17 protein-coding genes are annotated in these 18,313 nt (G+C 40.4%); all 17 read right to left on the minus strand.

The window, feature by feature from the left end; all coding sequences use genetic code 11:
* Positions 1-18: 18 nt before the first annotated feature.
* Positions 19-906: a carbon-nitrogen hydrolase gene (locus LS67_RS04005; RefSeq protein ID WP_407081055.1), complete on the minus strand. Its 888-nt coding sequence runs from the start codon at positions 904-906 to the stop codon at positions 19-21.
* Entirely contained in the window at positions 899-1,060 is a 162-nt protein-coding gene (locus tag LS67_RS09755; protein WP_162845534.1) for a hypothetical protein, read from the minus strand. Before LS67_RS09755 ends, LS67_RS04005 begins: the two co-directional genes overlap by 8 nt.
* Positions 1,050-1,727, minus strand: a complete 678-nt coding sequence (locus tag LS67_RS04010) for a ThiF family adenylyltransferase (protein WP_034328058.1) — start codon at positions 1,725-1,727, stop codon at positions 1,050-1,052. Before LS67_RS04010 ends, LS67_RS09755 begins: the two co-directional genes overlap by 11 nt.
* A 99-nt stretch (positions 1,728-1,826) precedes the next feature.
* The gene (gene surE / locus LS67_RS04015; protein WP_034328060.1) at positions 1,827-2,621 is read right to left on the minus strand and encodes a 5'/3'-nucleotidase SurE; all 795 of its coding nucleotides are present in this window, start codon (positions 2,619-2,621) and stop codon (positions 1,827-1,829) included.
* Between the two features lie 96 nt (positions 2,622-2,717).
* Positions 2,718-3,590 (minus strand): polyprenyl synthetase family protein, encoded by an 873-nt coding sequence (locus LS67_RS04020; protein ID WP_034328061.1) that lies wholly within the window; start codon positions 3,588-3,590, stop codon positions 2,718-2,720.
* Positions 3,591-3,604: 14 nt separating this feature from the next.
* Complete coding sequence (locus tag LS67_RS04025) at positions 3,605-4,825, minus strand: DUF7488 domain-containing protein (RefSeq protein WP_236096340.1); 1,221 nt, start codon at positions 4,823-4,825, stop codon at positions 3,605-3,607.
* The gene (locus LS67_RS04030; RefSeq protein WP_034328063.1) at positions 4,818-5,144 is read right to left on the minus strand and encodes a YbaB/EbfC family nucleoid-associated protein; all 327 of its coding nucleotides are present in this window, start codon (positions 5,142-5,144) and stop codon (positions 4,818-4,820) included. The genes LS67_RS04025 and LS67_RS04030 overlap by 8 nt, the downstream gene beginning before the upstream one ends.
* Position 5,145: 1 nt before the next feature.
* Positions 5,146-5,508, minus strand: coding sequence for an aspartate 1-decarboxylase (gene panD / locus LS67_RS04035; RefSeq protein ID WP_034328065.1), 363 nt, complete (start codon positions 5,506-5,508; stop codon positions 5,146-5,148).
* 210 nt (positions 5,509-5,718) lie between these two features.
* Positions 5,719-6,876 carry a hypothetical protein gene (locus tag LS67_RS04040; RefSeq protein WP_034328067.1) on the minus strand — a complete coding sequence of 386 codons (1,158 nt, stop codon included), beginning with the start codon at positions 6,874-6,876 and terminating at the stop codon, positions 5,719-5,721.
* Positions 6,877-7,035: 159 nt separating this feature from the next.
* On the minus strand, positions 7,036-7,635 hold the full coding sequence (folE, locus tag LS67_RS04045) for a GTP cyclohydrolase I FolE (RefSeq protein ID WP_034328069.1): 600 nt from the start codon (positions 7,633-7,635) through the stop codon (positions 7,036-7,038).
* Between the two features lie 8 nt (positions 7,636-7,643).
* Positions 7,644-8,573 carry a zinc metalloprotease HtpX gene (htpX, locus tag LS67_RS04050; RefSeq protein ID WP_034328071.1) on the minus strand — a complete coding sequence of 310 codons (930 nt, stop codon included), beginning with the start codon at positions 8,571-8,573 and terminating at the stop codon, positions 7,644-7,646.
* Positions 8,574-8,704: 131 nt separating this feature from the next.
* Positions 8,705-9,628 carry a DUF2860 family protein gene (locus LS67_RS04055; RefSeq protein ID WP_161594472.1) on the minus strand — a complete coding sequence of 308 codons (924 nt, stop codon included), beginning with the start codon at positions 9,626-9,628 and terminating at the stop codon, positions 8,705-8,707.
* A gap of 174 nt (positions 9,629-9,802) precedes the next feature.
* Positions 9,803-11,959, minus strand: coding sequence for a flagellar hook protein FlgE (gene flgE, locus LS67_RS04060; protein WP_034328376.1), 2,157 nt, complete (start codon positions 11,957-11,959; stop codon positions 9,803-9,805).
* A 273-nt stretch (positions 11,960-12,232) separates the two neighbouring features.
* Positions 12,233-12,925 carry a hypothetical protein gene (locus LS67_RS04065; protein WP_034328375.1) on the minus strand — a complete coding sequence of 231 codons (693 nt, stop codon included), beginning with the start codon at positions 12,923-12,925 and terminating at the stop codon, positions 12,233-12,235.
* A 348-nt stretch (positions 12,926-13,273) separates the two neighbouring features.
* Complete coding sequence (gene selD / locus LS67_RS04070; RefSeq protein ID WP_034328374.1) at positions 13,274-14,302, minus strand: selenide, water dikinase SelD; 1,029 nt, start codon at positions 14,300-14,302, stop codon at positions 13,274-13,276.
* 93 nt (positions 14,303-14,395) lie between these two features.
* Positions 14,396-15,013 (minus strand): sulfurtransferase-like selenium metabolism protein YedF, encoded by a 618-nt coding sequence (yedF, locus tag LS67_RS04075; RefSeq protein WP_034328373.1) that lies wholly within the window; start codon positions 15,011-15,013, stop codon positions 14,396-14,398.
* Positions 15,014-15,690: 677 nt separating this feature from the next.
* Positions 15,691-18,267, minus strand: coding sequence for a bifunctional aconitate hydratase 2/2-methylisocitrate dehydratase (gene acnB / locus LS67_RS04080; protein WP_034325817.1), 2,577 nt, complete (start codon positions 18,265-18,267; stop codon positions 15,691-15,693).
* Between the last annotated feature and the right edge of the window lie 46 nt (positions 18,268-18,313).

An 18,313-nucleotide genomic window follows, 5' to 3' on the forward strand; every position in this document is an offset into this window, starting at 1 on the left:
AAGATTTATAGCTTAATCCTACAAACAGAATCTTTTTAAAATGGACTTGTAAGATTCTATACGCCTATCGCGCAAGAAGGGCCACATTCGCCGCACTTCCTCGCTTCTACTTAAGTCAATATCCACAAGCAGTAGCTCCTCACACTCACTATCTGCCATTGCCAAAAGCTCACCTTGCGCACCAAAGGCAAAGCTGCTTCCCCAAAAGCGTATGCCACTCTCCACACCGCTGCTATCTTTTTCAAAGCCCACGCGGTTAATCGCCATTGTCGGCAGTCCATTAGCAACGCTGTGTCCTCGCTGCACCGCTATCCACGCTTCCCTTTGTCGCGCCCTCTCTTCTTGTGAATCTTCATCAAACCACCCAATCGCTGTGGGATAAATCAACATATCCGCACCTTTAAGAGCCATAATGCGTGCAGCTTCGGGATACCATTGGTCCCAACAGACTAAAACCCCGAGCTTCCCCACACTCGTTTGTATTGGGTCAAAGCCCAAATCGCCGGGAGTGAAGTAGAATTTTTCATAAAATTGCGGGTCGTCAGGAATGTGCATTTTGCGATATTTTCCGGCTATTTCGCCATTTTTTTCAAAAACTACCGCAGTATTGTGATATAGCCCTGCGGTGCGCCGCTCAAAGAGTGAGGTAAGCAGCACAACATTATGCTTTTTTGCCAACGCGCTAAAAAAATCAATATCTTTTTCAAAATCACTCGCATAGTCAAAAAAGGTAGGATTCTCACTTTGACAAAAGTATTCTCGTGTGTGGAGCTCCTGCAAACACACGAGTTGTGCGCCACTCTGCTTTGCCTGTGCTATCATTGTGGCGGTTTTTGCTACCATACTTTCCCTATCGCCTGTGTAGGATTGCTGCACTAGCGCGACTTTGAGGATTCTATCATTCATCATAGTCTCCGTCATATTCGCTATCTGGGCTTTGATAGTCATCATCGTCATAGTTGCTATACGAGCTATCATCACCCTCATCTTCAAAGTAGTCTATATCCATATCATCATCTTGGGTGTAATCGTCCTCAAAATCCTCGTAATCATCTCGCATTGCTCTCTCCTTTGAGTATATTTTGTATAATTTCGCTTGCAATTGTCAGTCCAAAAGCCGCAGTTACGCCACTAAAACTCCCTAAATCTTTACATTGTGGCACTTCTGGGCTAAATACTGCCTTAAAAGGCTTTTTAATATGAGCCTTTTTGAGATTTTCTCTAAATTTACGCGCAAATTTATCGCCATAAGTTTTCCAAATATTTGCCACTTGAATATTAAGAGGGTTTAATTTTTTCGCGCTACCTGTGGAGACGATATAATGCCCCAAAGGCTTATGCTGGGCGATTTTAGCAATCTCCACCTTTGCATTAATGTCATCAATGGCATCAACAATATAATCAAAACTCATTACATCAAATGAATCTAAAAAATCCGCATTGACACTCGCTCGTATAGGCGTAATGCCCTCATAGATTTTGCCTAATACCTCGACTTTTGATTCATTGATATGCTCTGCGCCGATTTGTCGGTTTTGATTTGTTATATCAAAAGTATCTTTATCAACAATCGTAATATGTTTTATTCCGCTACGATAGAGGCAATCCACCACGAAGCCACCCACACCGCCCACGCCAAAAACCACAACCTTTGTGTTTTGAATCTTTTCAAATTTACTGCCAAAAATAATGCGTGAGCGCGTGTATCTATCGCATATTTCAGTCATTACAAATCCTTGCGTTGCACATTTGTGTATGGTAAATCCTCATATAATGAATCTTTGCAATGCAGCGCACAAAATCCGCAAGATTCAAAAAATAGCATTTCATTTTTTTATCCATTCATCTAATCGCGCGTTGTCCTCATAGCTTGTCATATCAAGCTTTATGGGTGTTATGGAGATGTATTTTTCATTCACAGCTTTGAAGTCCGAGCCATTTGGATAAGTCGTATCGCTCCGCTCCTCCCACTGCAGTGGGTGAAGCCCAAGCCAATAGTATTCTCTGCCCCACGGGTTGCGGTGCAAATGCGCATCATTTGCGTAGATTCTATATCCCATTTGTGTAATTTTATAACCCTTGCATTCATCGATTGAAACAGGTGGGACATTGATATTAAGGAGTTTGCGCTCTCCCAAAGGAAAGCCCTTGTTAAAAATCATATTCACTATATCCACAATGCAATGTTTTGCAAGTGAAAAATCAAAATGCTTCGTGCGATTGACATCTGTCATAAGCTGTGAAATCGCAATAGAGGGAATGCCTTGGATACACGCCTCCATAGCTCCAGCAATCGTGCCAGAATAGGTAATATCCTCGCCCATATTCGAGCCTAAATTAATCCCAGAAATCACCAAATCCGGCTTAAAGCCCTCTGCGTATAATGTATTAAGCGCGAGATACACGCAATCACTTGGTGTGCCGTCTTCAAGCTTATAAAAATCATCATCGAGTCGCACAAAACTAAGCGGACGCGTGAGGGTTATCCCGTGTCCGCAGGCGGATTTTTCGCGTGAGGGAGCGACTACCATAATCTGCGCGATATTACGCAAAGCGTGTTTAAGCGCGAGTAGTCCGCTTGAATCAAATCCGTCATCATTGGTTAATAGAATGCTTTTCATCACCTCTCCTTGTGTTTATATTTTAAACCTTTGCGCTTTTGCCTTAATTTTTGCGTTGTGTTTAGAATCTAAATACATCTCTAAAAGATTTTGCATTTATCCTATCTCCTTAAAATAATCCTCTAAAAGCGATGTGAGGTTATATGCAATAGATTCACCAAAGAGCGCGATTTGCTCCTTGAGTTGCGCTCTTTGTCTCATAAACTCCGCCTTTGCACCCTCTAAACCGAGCAGATTCACATAGCTATTTTTATGCGTATCATTTTGCGTTGTTTTTCCCGCCTCTTGCGTGTCTAAGCACATATCGATAATATCATCACGGAGTTGAAAATACACGCCAAGTTCCAAGCCAAAGACATAAAGCTTCTCGCATAGCTCACTACTCGCACAAGCGATAATGCCTCCGCATTGCAAGGAAGCGGCGATGAGTTTTGCAGTTTTGTTAAGATGAATAATTTTTAATTGTTCAAGCGAAAGCTTTGTGTTTTCAAACTCACAATCAAGCACCTGCCCTAGCACCATACCACCGATACCGGCATTTGTGGCGATAGATTCTATAAGCGCGAGTTTTACATTAGAATCAAGTCGCGCTTGAGCGAGGAGCGAAAACGCATAGGTGTTTAATCCATCTCCAATAAGCAGGGCTAAAGTCTCATCATATTTTGTATGCAAAGTCACGTGTCCGCGCCGCAAGGGAGCATTATCCATACAAGGCAAGTCATCGTGTATGAGCGAATAGGTATGAATACACTCTATGCTAAGCGCGGGGAGAAAGGCATTTTTTATCAGCTGTGGCGCAAGGGCATTGACAATACAAAAGAGCAGGGCAGGGCGGAATCTCTTACCGCCATTTTTCATCATCTCCCAAAGTGCGCTTTCATAATGCGTATGAAAGCTCGGGACTTGCGGGGCTTGTGCGGTAAGAAAAGATTCAAAATCTTTTAGAATCTCTGCGATATGTTGTGCCATTTGCTATCCTTGTTTTAGAGCTTGATAAAAATCTCAAGATTATTACGCATAATTAAAAGCTGTATTTCTCCATCAAATCGCTCATCAAAACGCGTTTGTGAGAGCAAATCCCTAAATCTATCAAATTTTTTACGAGCAGTATTTGTGCTTTCTGTGATGATTGGGTGCTTATTAATCCACAGGATTGTATCCCCTACGCGTAATGGTGCAAATCGCCCGGCTCGATTTGGATTAATGGATTTTATAAGCATATTTTCATCAATATGTATGCCAAATCGTTCTAAAAATGTCTCCCCAAGCAAGAAACCGCCATATCTTTGCCCCACTTTAGCGTTGATTTGCATAGTTTTGCCATTGCGTTTAATAAGCACCTTTGCAAATGAATCTTTTTTGAGATTGCTTATAATCCACTCCGCCTCGTTTGCATTAGCAATCTTGCTTCCATTTATGGAGATAATCTCATCATTTGGAGAGAAAGCATTTTGTGAAAATGGGTCAATCGCGCCCACAATGGCTTTGCTTGAGCTAAAGCGAATGCCTATATCACCATAGTAGGACGTTTTTTGCGATAAGAATCTATCGATATATTTTTTTTCTATAAACTGCCCATTGCCTACACCTATGCCATAGATTTGATAGCAGATATTGCCTAAAACTCCATTTCTTTGCGTGGCAGATGAGAATCTTGCATAGTCCAAAAAGCCATTTTGTCGCTTTGTGATATGTCCTACATTTGCTTTATCTGCGCTTATAAAGGCGAGATTTTTATCGTTTAATGTGCGTGAATCAAGCGGGAGTAGCTCATAGCTTTGCTTTGTGTTGGGTGCGGAGATGAGGTAAAGCCCGATGAATGGGTCGGCTTTTAGAATCTTCACTCCGCTTGGCGCACTCGGCGCATACATAAGATGATATTGCCCTCCTCTAGGGTTTTTTAGGCTAATAGCATAGCTTTGATTCACAGGTGTGCTAGCGGCTTTAAAATATCTCTTGCAATGTGAATAATCATAGCTAAACGAGCTTGTGGCACAAAGCGTGATAAAAAGCATAATAAGTGCGAGAAAAGACAAAGGTGCTAGATTCTGTCTTTTTTTGTGAATCTGCTTTGTGTTGGGGCATTGAATGTATACAATCCTGTAAATCCACATTATAAAGGCATTGTTATATTGCAAAAAAAAGGCTTTTTTATGAATCCATAGCCTTAAATTTGTGTAAAAATGTAGCATATTATTAGCCATTTGGTTTCCCGCCAAAGATATTAAATCCTCCGCCTAGCCCATTAAGAATATTTAAGGCACTTGATTGGCGATTGCTTTCTATGCTCTTGCATAAATCATTAAATGCACTCATTAGCAGAATCTGCAAAGATTCTTTATCTTCTAACAAACTATCATCGATGTTTATATCTATGATTTCCCCTGCGCCATTAGCAGTGATTTGCACCAGCCCACCGCCACTTTTTGTAGTGAGGGTGGTTTGCTTATTTTGCTCCTCTAGATCCTTTAGGGTATTTTGCATAGAGCCGAGCATTTCCCCGAGTTTGCTTTGGTCAAACATCTTACACCTCGTTTGTTATAGATAGAATCTCGTTATTTTGCCCCACTTGCACGATTGTAGGCTTATAATTTTCTAATTCCTGTGTGTCATATGAGGCATAGGCTATAATGATGATTATATCATTTATTTGCACCTTGCGCGCTGCCGCGCCATTGAGGCATATTTCGCCTTCTTTATCACCATAAATCACATAGGTGCTAAATCTCTCGCCATTATTGATATTAAGAATCTCTACCTTCATTCCCGCAAGGAGATTTGCGCTTTTTGCTAAAGTCTTGTCAATTGTGATTGAGCCGACATAGTTAAGATTTGCGTCTGTTACACAAGCGCGGTGAATCTTTGAATACAGCATTTGCATTTGCATAGGATACCTTAAAGTGTTAAGCTAAAAGGCGGATTCTAGCACAAAAGTGCATAAAATCATAATCGAAGTTTTGGCATTCCTGCTTATAATGGAAAGTTTTAAATGGATTTTGTTGTAAAGTTTAAAAAAGAGGTTTGAAAAATGTGGGGGCTAGAATCCTCTTTATAAAAAGAGGATTCTATTTTTAGGCTAAATGCTTAAAGAGTGGGATTAGAAATTCCACATAACGCGCACAGCACCTACTGCACTTGTTACTTTATCTATAACATTCGCGAATTTTGCGCCATCTTTACCTGCTGTTTGGAACCAGCCAACTACAGGAGTTAATACAAAGTTTGCACTTACTTTATAAGGCACTTGTGCGAAGACACCAATAGAGTTGTAATATCCTTGGATATCGCCAAATGTTTGTTGATACCCAGCTCCAAGTGTGAATGTCGCATCTTTAGAGAGACCTATACCAAGCTCGGCTTTCACACCTGAACGTTTAATATCTCCATTAGAAGTTACTGAAAATCCTGTATGGTTGAAGTTACCACCATTGTAGAATGTGCCTGTTTCGCCATAGAAATGTTGGTTTTTACCATAGTGGGCAAAGAGTGAAACGAAGTTATTACCAAATGTAGGCTTTGTGCCAACAGAGATATGCCACGCATCTTTTTCAGTTCCAAGGGGTAGTGTTGTTGCTCCTCCTCCTCCATTAGTATTATAACCAGTAGTAGCACCTGAATTAAATCTCTTATATGTTCCAGCTACTTGAAAGAGTGGGCTACCACCATCTCCATAGAGAGTATAAGACAATGCGATACGAGGCATTGTTGTATTTGCACCAGTTCCATCATCTTTTCCATTACTAAGACCGATAGATTCTCCCAAATAGTCAGAGATTAATGCTAGGCTTAGTCCAGCGATATTGTATTGAAGCTGCAATCTTCTTGTGCTTGTGCCTAGACCACCAAAGCCATTAAGCGCAGTATCGGTATTAAGCACACCTGTTGAGAAAATATCAGTTGTAGGAGTGTTTGCCTTACCCACGAGGATAGTTCCTAGACCTGTATTATAAGATCCCCAGAAGAAGCGGAGAGGAGTAAGAGTCGGCACACTAGCATCTGGCTCATTTGCACCAAACTCAACTTTTGCTTTGAATTTATCCGCTGATACATTGAAACCAATGTGTGAGTTTCCTTGCACACCAAAGAGGAAGTTTCCACGATTGTCTGCGTAGCCTGCATTTTCACCCATACCTACATAACCACGGATAGAACCATATACATCAAGTGAAGTGCCATCATTTTCATACACCTGAAGAGCCGCCGCCGGTAAAACCAAAAGTGCGCTAAGCGCAGAGCTTACAAGAATTTTTTTCATTTAAGACCTCCATAATTTTATCCACTAAAAGCAGAGCTTGTAGGGACTCGGGGGCATATTGCCAAAAAAATGCGCTTTTGTCAATATGGTAAAGGGGTTTTATGGGTTAAACACGCGCAGATTGGCTATTTTGAAGCATAATAGCGAAAAATTTTGCCTCTAGTGTTGTATGAGCTGCATAAATTCTGCGCGTGTGCGTGAATCCTTTTTGAAAAGTCCGCGTAATGTAGAGGTAATAACAGGCGATTGGGGTTGCTTATTCCTCATCTCAAGGCAGAGATGTCGTGCCTCACAGACTATCATTGCTCCTTTGGGTTTTAGCTCTTCATCAAGCGCATTAGCAATTTGTGTCGTAAGATTTTCTTGAATCTGTAGCCTATGCGCAAAAACCTCCACTAATCGCGCTAAGCCACTAATACCCACAAGCTTTTTATCAGGGATATATCCAATAGAAATATGCCCGAAAAATGGTAATAAATGATGCTCGCACATAGAGTAAAAATGTAATTTTTTTAGCACAATCATTTCATCACATACATTCTCTTCAAAAATACTCCCGAGTGCTTCTTTGGGACTTTGACTATAACCATTTAGCATAGTAGAGAAGCTTTGAGCTATACGCTCGGGAGTGCGGAGCAATCCATCTCGGTTAGGATTCTCCCCAACATTTTGGCAGAGTGTTTCAAAAAAAAGCTGTGTATTTTGCTTTAAAAGGGGAGATTGTAAGGGTAGGGATTGGTTTTTTGTGTGCTTTGTCATAGTGTGTCCTAGAAATGTTGCCCAAGTAATGCTTTTATACGATTTTGTATGCTTGGATGTGTGCTTAGAATCTCACCTATGCCGAAAAGATAGGCATTTGCTCGTGTGGGATTTGGCTCTTGATAATTATTTTGCGCATAATCTTGGCTAATTTTTTGTAATGCCCGAACCATTGGCTCACTTTCTTTCATTAAATATGCTGCTCCAGAATCCGCCATATATTCACGATTACGAGAGATAAAAAGGCTTAGCACAAGTGTAAGAAGTGGGAGGACAAATTGTAAAATGAGCAAAATACTTCGTGCTGCCCTTGCTCCTTGAGATTGAGCAGAGCTAAAATAAAAGGCAAAAATATTCACACCTAAAAGCATAATGTTGCTTAAAATCCCTACGCACATTGTTAATCGCACATCTCCGTGCCGAATATGGCTTAACTCGTGCGCTACTACCGCTTTTAGCTCACTCTCATCTAATCGCTCTAACAACGCTGAAGTAACAGCAATCATAGAATTTTTTTCATTCCACCCACTCGCAAAAGCATTCATATAAGGGGCTTCCATAATATAAAGTGCAGGCTCAAAAGAACAATTTGCGCTTTTAAGCAAATCTTGCAAGATTCCATAGAGACGAGATTCTTTGCGTGAGAGGACATTATTAGGATTAATGCGTTTATATTCATTGCCACTTAGCATAATGCGTGAAAATTGTCCTATGCTAAAGAAAATTATACAAAGGGCTACGAGTGTCATACCAAAAGTAATAAGAGGAAATTCATATAGGCTAAGGAGCATAGCAAATCCCTCTTGAAGATTTGGGGCGTCAATGCGGATAATATCTGCAAGCAAACCAATAAGTATAAAAATGATGATATATATAGCCAAAACCGCATAAGTTTTAAGCTTATTTTGAGCAATAATGCGTTCAAAATGAGAAGTCATAACACCACTCCTTTAAGATTTTTAGTATTATGACAAATTTTTGCTAACTCTCTTGCTTAATACTTTGACTGAAAGTTTTTTAAGATTCTATAACAATCATAGATATTGATGGGGGCTTGTAAGATTTGTAATTAAAAACTATAGCCTAATCCACTCATAATATATTGATAATCTTCTTTATAAAATGCGATATTGCTGCCACGCTTTTCTTTTTTATAGCTTGCAAAAATCAAAACGTGTGGGTGTAGGAAGTGGGTTTTATACATAGAAAAACTATATTGTGTAACCACTCCGCTTCTTATTTTATTAAAGATTGGATTTATTGCTTGGGTAGTGTATTTAAAATAGCCAACACTCGGTTTCAATATAAGCTTTGTATTCATTAAAGGTATTGTAATGCTCGCTTTACCGCCATAAGCACGATAGCTTTCTGCTTCTCCCTTTGCCTCGCCATAATCATAATGTCCCACAATCTTAAGAAACATAAATTGATAGCCAATTTCTCCCTCGTGGATAGATTTATTGCGCCTAAGAGATGGGTAAGGTATGCTCTCACCCTTATAATCGTGATGTTGAAAGATATAATTAATAAAAAAATTATGAAGAGGTGAAAACATATAGGTTTGAGTGAAATTAAAGCCATATTTATTTAACGCCTTCTCTTTACGATTGCCCTCAATATAGGGATTAGCATACGCTCTCTCATATATGGAGCTAATAATGGCAAACTCGCTTTTATGATTCCCATAAGTTATGGCATAGCCGAGTTTAAGTCCTCCTAAATTTCTCCCGCTAAAGCCTTTTAGGAAAATACTATCTTTTGCTTTGGTAACACTATTGTAAGTTACATCTAGCCCGATTAAAGGAATAGGCTGATAATACACATTTGGTTTATCTTGGCGGCTTCCTAAATAATCTTTTGGTTGTGGAAAAAGATGACTTTCTATGATTCTTACTCCTCCACCAAGTATAACCAAACCCTTTAGCTTTTGCTCATCTGCAAATATAGCATAAGGGTTAAGTAAGATTCCTAAAAACAATAATTTTTTATACACACTATTTCTCCCAAATTGATATAAGTTAAAATTTAAAGTCGCAATGTTATCAAAAAAAAAAAAAACGCAAGTATCAATAAAGAGTAAGATTTGGAGTTAAAATAATAAAAATGACTTAAAAATTACAAAAAAGAGTGAGTAAGCTTGGGAATAGCCTACTCAAAAGAAAGTCAATTATTGTTTAAGATTTAGGAGAGTGTTAAGAATCTGGTCTGATGTCGTTACAGCTTTGGAGTTGGCTTGAAAGCCTCTTTGCACAACAATAAGCTGCGTTAAGCTGCGACTTAAATCCACATTACTCATCTCTAGCTTACTGCCCGATACTCCGCCTCTTCGCCCTGTATTTGCCGCACCAATCATCGGCTCACCGGAGTTACCGGTTTGAGAATAGACATTTCCGCCCTCGGCTTGAAGACCTGTGTTGTTCGCAAAATTTGCAAGAGCCACTTGTGCTAGAGCAATAGAGCGTCCATTACTAAATGCGCCAAGGAGTGAGCCATTGGAGTCAAAGCGAATATCCATTAAGTCTCCGGCTTGATAGCCATTTTGGTTGATTGAATAAGTTTCTGAAATCTTATCCACACTTGTTAATCCGCCAAATGTTTCGTTTGCACCAAATTTGAGTTCAAGTCTTTGAGGACCTTTGCTCCCATTTTTTGGGTCAAATTGCAATACTGGTGGATTCATACCTGAAAGGGAGCCATCACTATTAAAAGTCGCCCTTCCGCCTTCAAATACATTTGGTTTCGTTGCTGCACCACCTACAAACTGCGCCGGTTCAGGCACGATCGCTCTAAAACTCCATACTGCATCGCCTGTTTTCCAAAATTCAAAGCGAATATTGTGCTTACTACCTAAGCTATCAACGATATCCACGCTTGTGGCGTGAGTGGCTTTCACAATCTTGCCTGTGGTTACCCCAGAGCCGCCCTCAATGAGCGAGGCAGTATTTAAGGCTTTCATCGTTTCTTTGAATAGCACATTGTTTGTTACGCTGTCGCTAAAGTGGCTTGTAACAAAAAGGCTAAGGTTGCGTTGCTCATCGTCCGAATCATCACCATTTGTGATTTCAAACATACCCCATTTATTGAGTGTTACGGCTACTGACGCGGTGCTTTCATAGTAGGTTTTTTCAGGATTCTTAATCATATTTGCGTCATATTGAATCAGTGCGCGCAAATCCTCGGTAGTCCTAAATTGTCCTGTGGTAGAATCTGCATCTTCGGATTTTGTATAGCGGTATCTAAAGGCGGTAATGTCTTCTTCGCCTTTGACGAAGTTTTGAAATACACCTGTGCCATCTGCGGTAACGCGGACATTTTTCACTTTTTCACCACCATCTTTTTGGTTGCGGTTTTCGATTCTTAGTTGTCCTGCATCGACATATGCACCTACTCCTGTTTTATCGCGTAAAGAGTTGATCGCATTTTGTGCGGCAGTAATTGAGCTAACACCGGTAATTGCGGAGTTATTTGCAAAACTAACAATTTCACCATTAATACCAATTGTGCTTACTTCATCTGTATTAACTGTTTCGTGGCGAATCATAGCGGTTTTATAACTCATCCAAATGCCTTGATTTTCATTGAGAGCGAATGCGTCCCCGTCATCGTTGAATAGCACACCCAAATCCTCACCTACTTGCGTAAGCACACCGCGAGAATCATACACAGGAGCTACACCATCAGCTGCAGTGCGCGCAGTAGAATCTAGTGCAGCAACATCTTGCATTTGGTCGATATGGCGTCCGGCGTTGAGATTGGCGCGCAAGGTAATAGTTTTTGTTGCACGAGCAGGCATAACCATACCAGGGTCGATTTGGATATTTCGCACAGGTCCTGTGTTATCCACTCTAAAGAAATCAAAGTCACTCATTGATCCAGATTCTGCTGCCTCTAATGGTGGGCGCACCCAACCTTGCACAACATAACCACCGGTAGTTACGAGGTTACCATTTGCGTCAAAGAGGAATTCACCATTACGCGTGTAGTTGTGCGTAGTCCCTCTATCTGGGGAGATAATAAAGAAACCATCTCCTTCAATGGCGATATCTGTTTTTACATCGGTATTTTGTGTATTACCTTGTGAAAAGACTTTTGTTGTGGCATCAATCCCAACACCTAGACCGACTGAAAAGTCATTTTGCCCTCCTAGTCCATTTTTGTAGGGAGAAGTTGCGATGAGTTTGATTTGTGAAAGCATATCCACAAAAGAAGCTCTCGAGTATTTAAATCCCACCGTATTGACATTGGCAATGTTGTTACTCTCCACATCAAGCGCAATTTGATGTGCTTGCATACCGCTAACACCTGACCACAAAGACCTTAACATATTGAATCCTTTCGTGTAAAATCTACAATTTATCACAGATGAGTAAGCAATATATATTCCAAAACTAATAGAATTCTATTTTTTTTGTGATAAGGCACTTTGTATGTAGCATTTTGGGTAGGTGGGGATTTTGTAGATATGTGGAAGTTTCTCACGAGATTGTCTTGATGTAAAGTCTAAATACCACTTAAACTCCTCGCTTTTGGCGAGGTTTGGGGTGGGTATTTTTGTGAGATTGTATGAATGTAGATTCTATATTTTTGCTAAGGCTACTTATCTCACGCTACCAACTGATGTAACGCGTGTTTTGGTTCTAAAGGCTGGAATGGCATTCCAAATAAAGGTTAGGAGTAGCGACTGCGCGTCCTCGACACGCATCAATTTATTTTTCACAAGCACCCTGCAAGCGAGGAGTTCATAATATGATTTACCTGCACCGCTGTCATCAAGGTATGCCTTTTCAAAATCTCCCCCAAAGTATCGTGCGAGATTGCTAATGTTGATTTCTTTTGTGGCTAGGGTTTTGAGATAGTCATCGGGTGATGTGTTTGCTGGAAGCTTACTCACGCGTGAGTTGATGAAAGTGATTATTTTTTCTTCAAGCCCTTTCATAATATCCAAAAACTGCACGCTGGCTGCATCTATATCCTTGCGCACACGAATTGCTTTTTCTAGCATTTCTGGCTTAGCATCTTTAAGGAGCGTAATAGCGATTTGCGTGATTTTTGGCTCGGAGAGGATATTAATCACATATTGCTTGTTTGCCGCACCGCTGGTGTAGGAGCGTTTGATACTATCGACTGCCTTGTCCACATTGTCGTTTTCAAACATTGCTAAGAATATGGCAAGTTCCTCTTTTGAAAGGATATTTTGCAAGTCATCATTGTAATTTTCATTAAGCACAAAACCCTCTTCCTTGAGAATATAGAATCTACGCACCAAGGTGTTAATCATATTAAACTGCATAAAAGCCTCCTTTAAATAAAAAAATCTCGCTTCTAAATCGGCAAAAAGTTATATTTTTTAAATTTATTTGTGAAATGTTTGAGTTGCATACCGCGTAAAATTTGTATTTTGCATCTTTAAGAAATCTTAATGCACGATTGTATATGTGAGAGGCTTTGCCTCTCCTTTGTTTTGTTTGGTAAGATTTAGAATCTCTTAATGCAAGTTATCTAGGGCAACCCTCATTTTTTGCTTTACTCATCGTGTGTTTTCTCGCTTATTCCTCCTTTGGGGAGGGTAAGTTGGCTTAGGCTTATGCTATATCTCATTGTCTTTTGCCAAAAGTAGTTTTCTTAAAGAGTCTTGAAACTATCCTAGTATAATAGCCTTTGTGCTCCTTGGGATAATCTCGCCAATGATAATTGCAGATTCTATACCATTTCTACGCAGTTCATCTACAAATTGATCTGCATCTCTTGCAGGGAGGGCAAAGAGCAAACCGCCAGAAGTTTGCGCATCATAATAGAAAATATCATCTTCTAGCGCACAATGCAAGGCGACTTTATCCTGCAAGGCTTTTTTATTTTCATATGAGCCACCCGGCACGATGCCAATTTGTGCGAGTTCTTTAGATTCAGTAAATAATGGAATCTGCTGCGTGTAGAACAAAAGACTTTTTGGGCTTTGTGGATTTGTGTTTAGATTATCAGGCTGTGCATTTTGTATCGTAGTCTCCGCACACATTTCAAGCCCGTGTCCAATAAGTCCAAAGCCTGTAATATCGGTGCAGGCGTGAATCTCATAGTTTTGAGCGATATTTGCCGCATAGAGATTGAGGGCTAGCATAGATTCTATAACTTGCTGTGGGTTGTGGAGCATACGCGCCTTTATGGCGGTGGTGAGTATTCCGCTACCTATGGGTTTTGTCAGCACAAGCTTATCGCCAATCTTCCCCGCATTATTGCGCCATAAATGATTTTTGTGTGCTATGCCATTAACCGATAAGCCATACTTTTGCTCATTATCCTTAATCGTGTGTCCGCCAAGGAGCAATGCTCCAGATTCGGTAATTTTGTTGAGCCCACCTTTTAGAATCTCATTTGCGATTTTGCTATCAAAATGTGTGCTATCCCACATAAGCAGATTGAGCGCACTTGTCGCCCTACCACCCATAGCAAAAATATCACTAAGTGCATTTGTAGCGGCAATTTGTCCATATATGTAGGGGTCATCTACCACAGGCGTGATAAAATCCACGCTTGAGAGTAGGGCATACTCATCGGTGGGGGAAAGGAGCATAGCCCCGCAGTCTTCATTGCTATCAAATCCTGCGAGTAAGAGAGGATTTGGGCTTTGGCTAAGTCCGCTAGAGATTTGTGATAAGTCTGCCAGACCCACTTTAGCGGCTCAACCAGCGCATTGAATATGTTGCGTCAAATCATAATCTGCCATTAGTTATCCTATTTGGAATCTTGCCTTATAGCATTCAACTTAAAGCGAAATGAGACTATCGCTTGTAAGCATATTTTGGATACTCTCTAGCGCATTGCCTATCACGCCGACTTTGAGACGCTCTGTGAGGGCAAAATAGCTTAAGCACGAACCGCAAGAATAAATCTCCACACCTTGTTTTTCAAGCTCTTTAAGCACCTCGACAATTTCATCATTATTGACTTCTTTGTTATCCGTGGTAAGGAGCACGCCACGATTGATAAATAGAATCTTTTGTGGCAACACATCAGCGTGGAGGAGAGATTTGAGAAAGCCATTTGCTAACATACCGCCTAATTCGCCCTCACCCACCTTGTCGCTTTTAAACAGCATCATTTTGGGAATGATTTTATCTTTGCCTTGCTTTGCCTCTTTTTCTGCCTTGCCTTTGAGGACAATCATAAACTGCCCATCTCGCCCAAAGCCTATATCAAACTCGAAACCTTCAGCTTTGAGAAAACGTGAGAGATTTTCCTTAGAAGAGGGGGTGTTGCCGATAATTTCATAAGTGTGGAGTTTGAGGGCGTATTCATTTACACCTAGTAAGGCTTGTTTTGCTTTTACAACAGGTTCAGGGCAGGGCAAATCGCGCACATCAATTTGTATTGTATTATCCATTGTGTTCCTTTAATCACAAAACGTATTTTTAGAAAACATTCCAAAATGAGGGGATTATACAAATCCTTATAAAGCCTATGATAATACACTCTTGTGGATTAAAAACTCCTTTAAGCCAAGATGTAATGAGACGGGAGGAAACTGCTAGATTCAAGACTTTTTAAATCAATGCTTCTAAAGTTTATAAGAAAGATTTTATATCATTTTTTAGAATCCTCTTTTGTAAAACCATTTTGACTTTTTTATTTCGCAAAAACAAAGAGGTTTATTTTTTATTCATAGATGTATTACTATTCTCTTACCCCCCCCCCCTTTTTTTTTGAGGGCAAGAGGAGATGTTGTTATTATGGAAAATTGAAAGATGTAGATATTGTTAAGTAAAGATACATTTTTCCTTACACAAATAAATGAAGTGTGAAATATGCAAGCTTCGAAAATATCGCAAGGGGTAAAGGATATTCTCATAAAATGATATAAAAAATTAGGATAAGTAGTTTGTGTGCAGTAGCAAAGCCACAAATTCACGCTTGCAGATTTTTGCTCAAAAGATTCTTAATCTTGCAAAAAGCTTTTAGCTTTGTAGATTCTATTTGGAGTTACAAGAGTGGATTTTAAGAATCTAAGGCTTTGAGGTAAAGCCTTAGATGAGTTTAAATTAAGCACTACGCTTTGTTTGATTAAAGCGTGAAATTTTCCATAAGATTAAAGTTAAGATAAGTGTAGATATTATCCTTTTTGGATTCAATCTTTTGAGGAGCGATTTTAAGATATTCTTCTGCGGTTGGGATTCTGCCTAGCATTGCACATACACCGCCAAGCTCCGCACTTCCTAGATATACCTGCGCACCTTTGCCCATACGATTATCAAAGTTTCTCGTAGAGGTAGAGAATACCACCGCATTATCTCTTACCCGTGCTTGATTTCCCATACAGAGACTGCAACCCGGAGCTTCCATTCTCGCACCTGCTGCACCAAAGAGTGAGAAATATCCCTCTTTTGTAAGCTGTTTTTCGTCCATTTTAGTAGGCGGAGCTATCCAAATTTGTGTTTTGCTTTGTCCCTCGTTTTTGACGATTTCACCAAATGCCCTAAAATGCCCGATGTTTGTCATACAGCTACCGATAAAGACTTCATCGATATTTTTTGGACGCTTGGCATTAGCGTGAATCTCGCTCAAAGTCGCTACATCATCAGGGTCGTTTGGACAAGCAAGGATTGGCTCTTTAATCTCTGCTAAGTCAATTTCAATCACAGCCGCATATTCCGCATCGCTATCTGGCTCTAAAAGCACAGGATTCTTAATCCATTCTTTCATTTTGTCTGCGCGTCTTTGCAATGTAGCAGCATTTTGGTAGCCATTTTTAATCATAGATTCTATAAGCTTGATATTTGAGCTTAAGTATTCAATAATTGGCTCTTTATTGAGACGCACACTACACGCCGCTGCGCTTCGCTCTGCACTCGCATCGCTAAGTTCAAAGGCTTGTTCTACTTTTAAGTCTCCTAAGCCCTCAATTTCTAAAATCCTACCGCTAAAGATATTCTTTTTACCCTTCTTTTCAACGGTGAGAAGCCCTTGTTTAATCGCATAGTAGGGAATTGCATTCACTAAATCGCGTAGTGTAATGCCCGGATTGAGTTTGCCTTTAAAGCGCACAAGCACAGATTCTGGCATATCAAGCGGCATAGAGCCTGTAACAGCGGCAAAAGCGATAAGCCCACTTCCTGCTGGGAAGCTAATACCAATAGGGAAACGCGTATGTGAATCTCCACCTGTCCCCACCGTGTCAGGCAGACACATACGATTAAGCCACGAGTGAATAACACCATCTTTTGGACGCAAAGCCACGCCGCCACGATCAGATATGAAGTTTGGCAAAGTCGCGTGTAGGCTCACATCAGCAGGTTTTGGATATGCTGCTGTATGGCAGAAGCTTTGTAAAACAAAATCCGCCCCAAAGCTCAATGCTGCAAGTTCCTTAATCTCATCTCTTGTCATCGCACCTGTGGTATCTTGGCTACCCACGGTTGTAGTTTTTGGCTCACAATAGCTGCCCGGGCGCACACCCTCTACGCCACAAGCCTTTCCTACCATTTTTTGCGCTAAGGTATAACCTTTTTGGCTACTTGCCGGTTGTTTTGGCTCTTTAAATACATCACTCTTGCCGAGTTTGAGGTATTCTCGTGCTTTTGCAGTGAGTCCTCTACCAATAATGAGTGGGATTCTACCACCTGCACGAATTTCATCGGCGAGTGTGATGGGATTGAGATTAAATGTAGCAACGACTTTGCCACCCTTGCTAATCTCACCTTTGCTTGTATTGACCTCGATAATATCGCCGTCTTTGAGTTCGCTCACATCAGCTACGATAGGTAACGCACCGCTATCCTCACAAGTATTAAAGAAAATAGGTGCAATCACGCTACCAATGACAATACCGCCACTTTTCTTATTAGGGATAAATGGAATCTCCTTACCAAAATGCCACAAAATAGAGTTACAAGCAGACTTTCGGCTACTTCCTGTTCCAACAACATCTCCTACATACGCCACAACAGCATTGTTTTCTGCAGCTTTTTTCTTAGCAGATTCAATACGAGATTCAAAATTTTCAATTCTGCTTTTTAGCATTGCTTTAGCGTGAAGAGGAATATCACTACGTGTGAAAGCATCTCCTGCGGGGCTTAAATCATCGGTATTTGTTTCACCATCAATCTTAAATACGCAGACCTTTATTACTTCGCTTAAGTCCTCTTTGTTTTTAAACCACTCCGCATTTGCCCAAGATTCTATAATCTCTTTTGAAAGTGGCGTATTGAGCGCGGCAATTTTTTCAAAGTTGTCATAGATTAAAAGTGTGTGTTTAAGGGCATTCGCACATTCTTTTGCGAGTGCGCTATCACTAAGGGAAAGTCCTTGAATGAGCGGAGATACATTGTATCCGCCAAGCATTGTGCCAAGATACTTTACCGCTTCAGTTGGGCTAAATCCCCAATCCTGTTTATTATTAAGGAGAATCTCTCCTAAAAATGCCGCCTTGAGTTGAGCTGACGCATCAACGCCCGGATTCACTCTATGCACCAATAATTCTTTCGCAAATTCCTTGTCTTTGGCACTTACGCTAGAATCTTTACACATATCAATTACACATTGTGTTTGTGCTACATCAAGTGCTAATGGTGGAACGCCCTGTGCGGCTCGCTCACTCTTGTGCGCTTCATATTCTTTGATGAATTGCTCGTATTTGCTCATTGTCCTCTCCTTATGAGTTGCGTTTATTTTGTTATAGAAACCAAAA

The organism is Helicobacter sp. MIT 03-1616 (assembly GCF_000765685.2).
GTDB lineage: Bacteria > Campylobacterota > Campylobacteria > Campylobacterales > Helicobacteraceae > Helicobacter_C > Helicobacter_C typhlonius.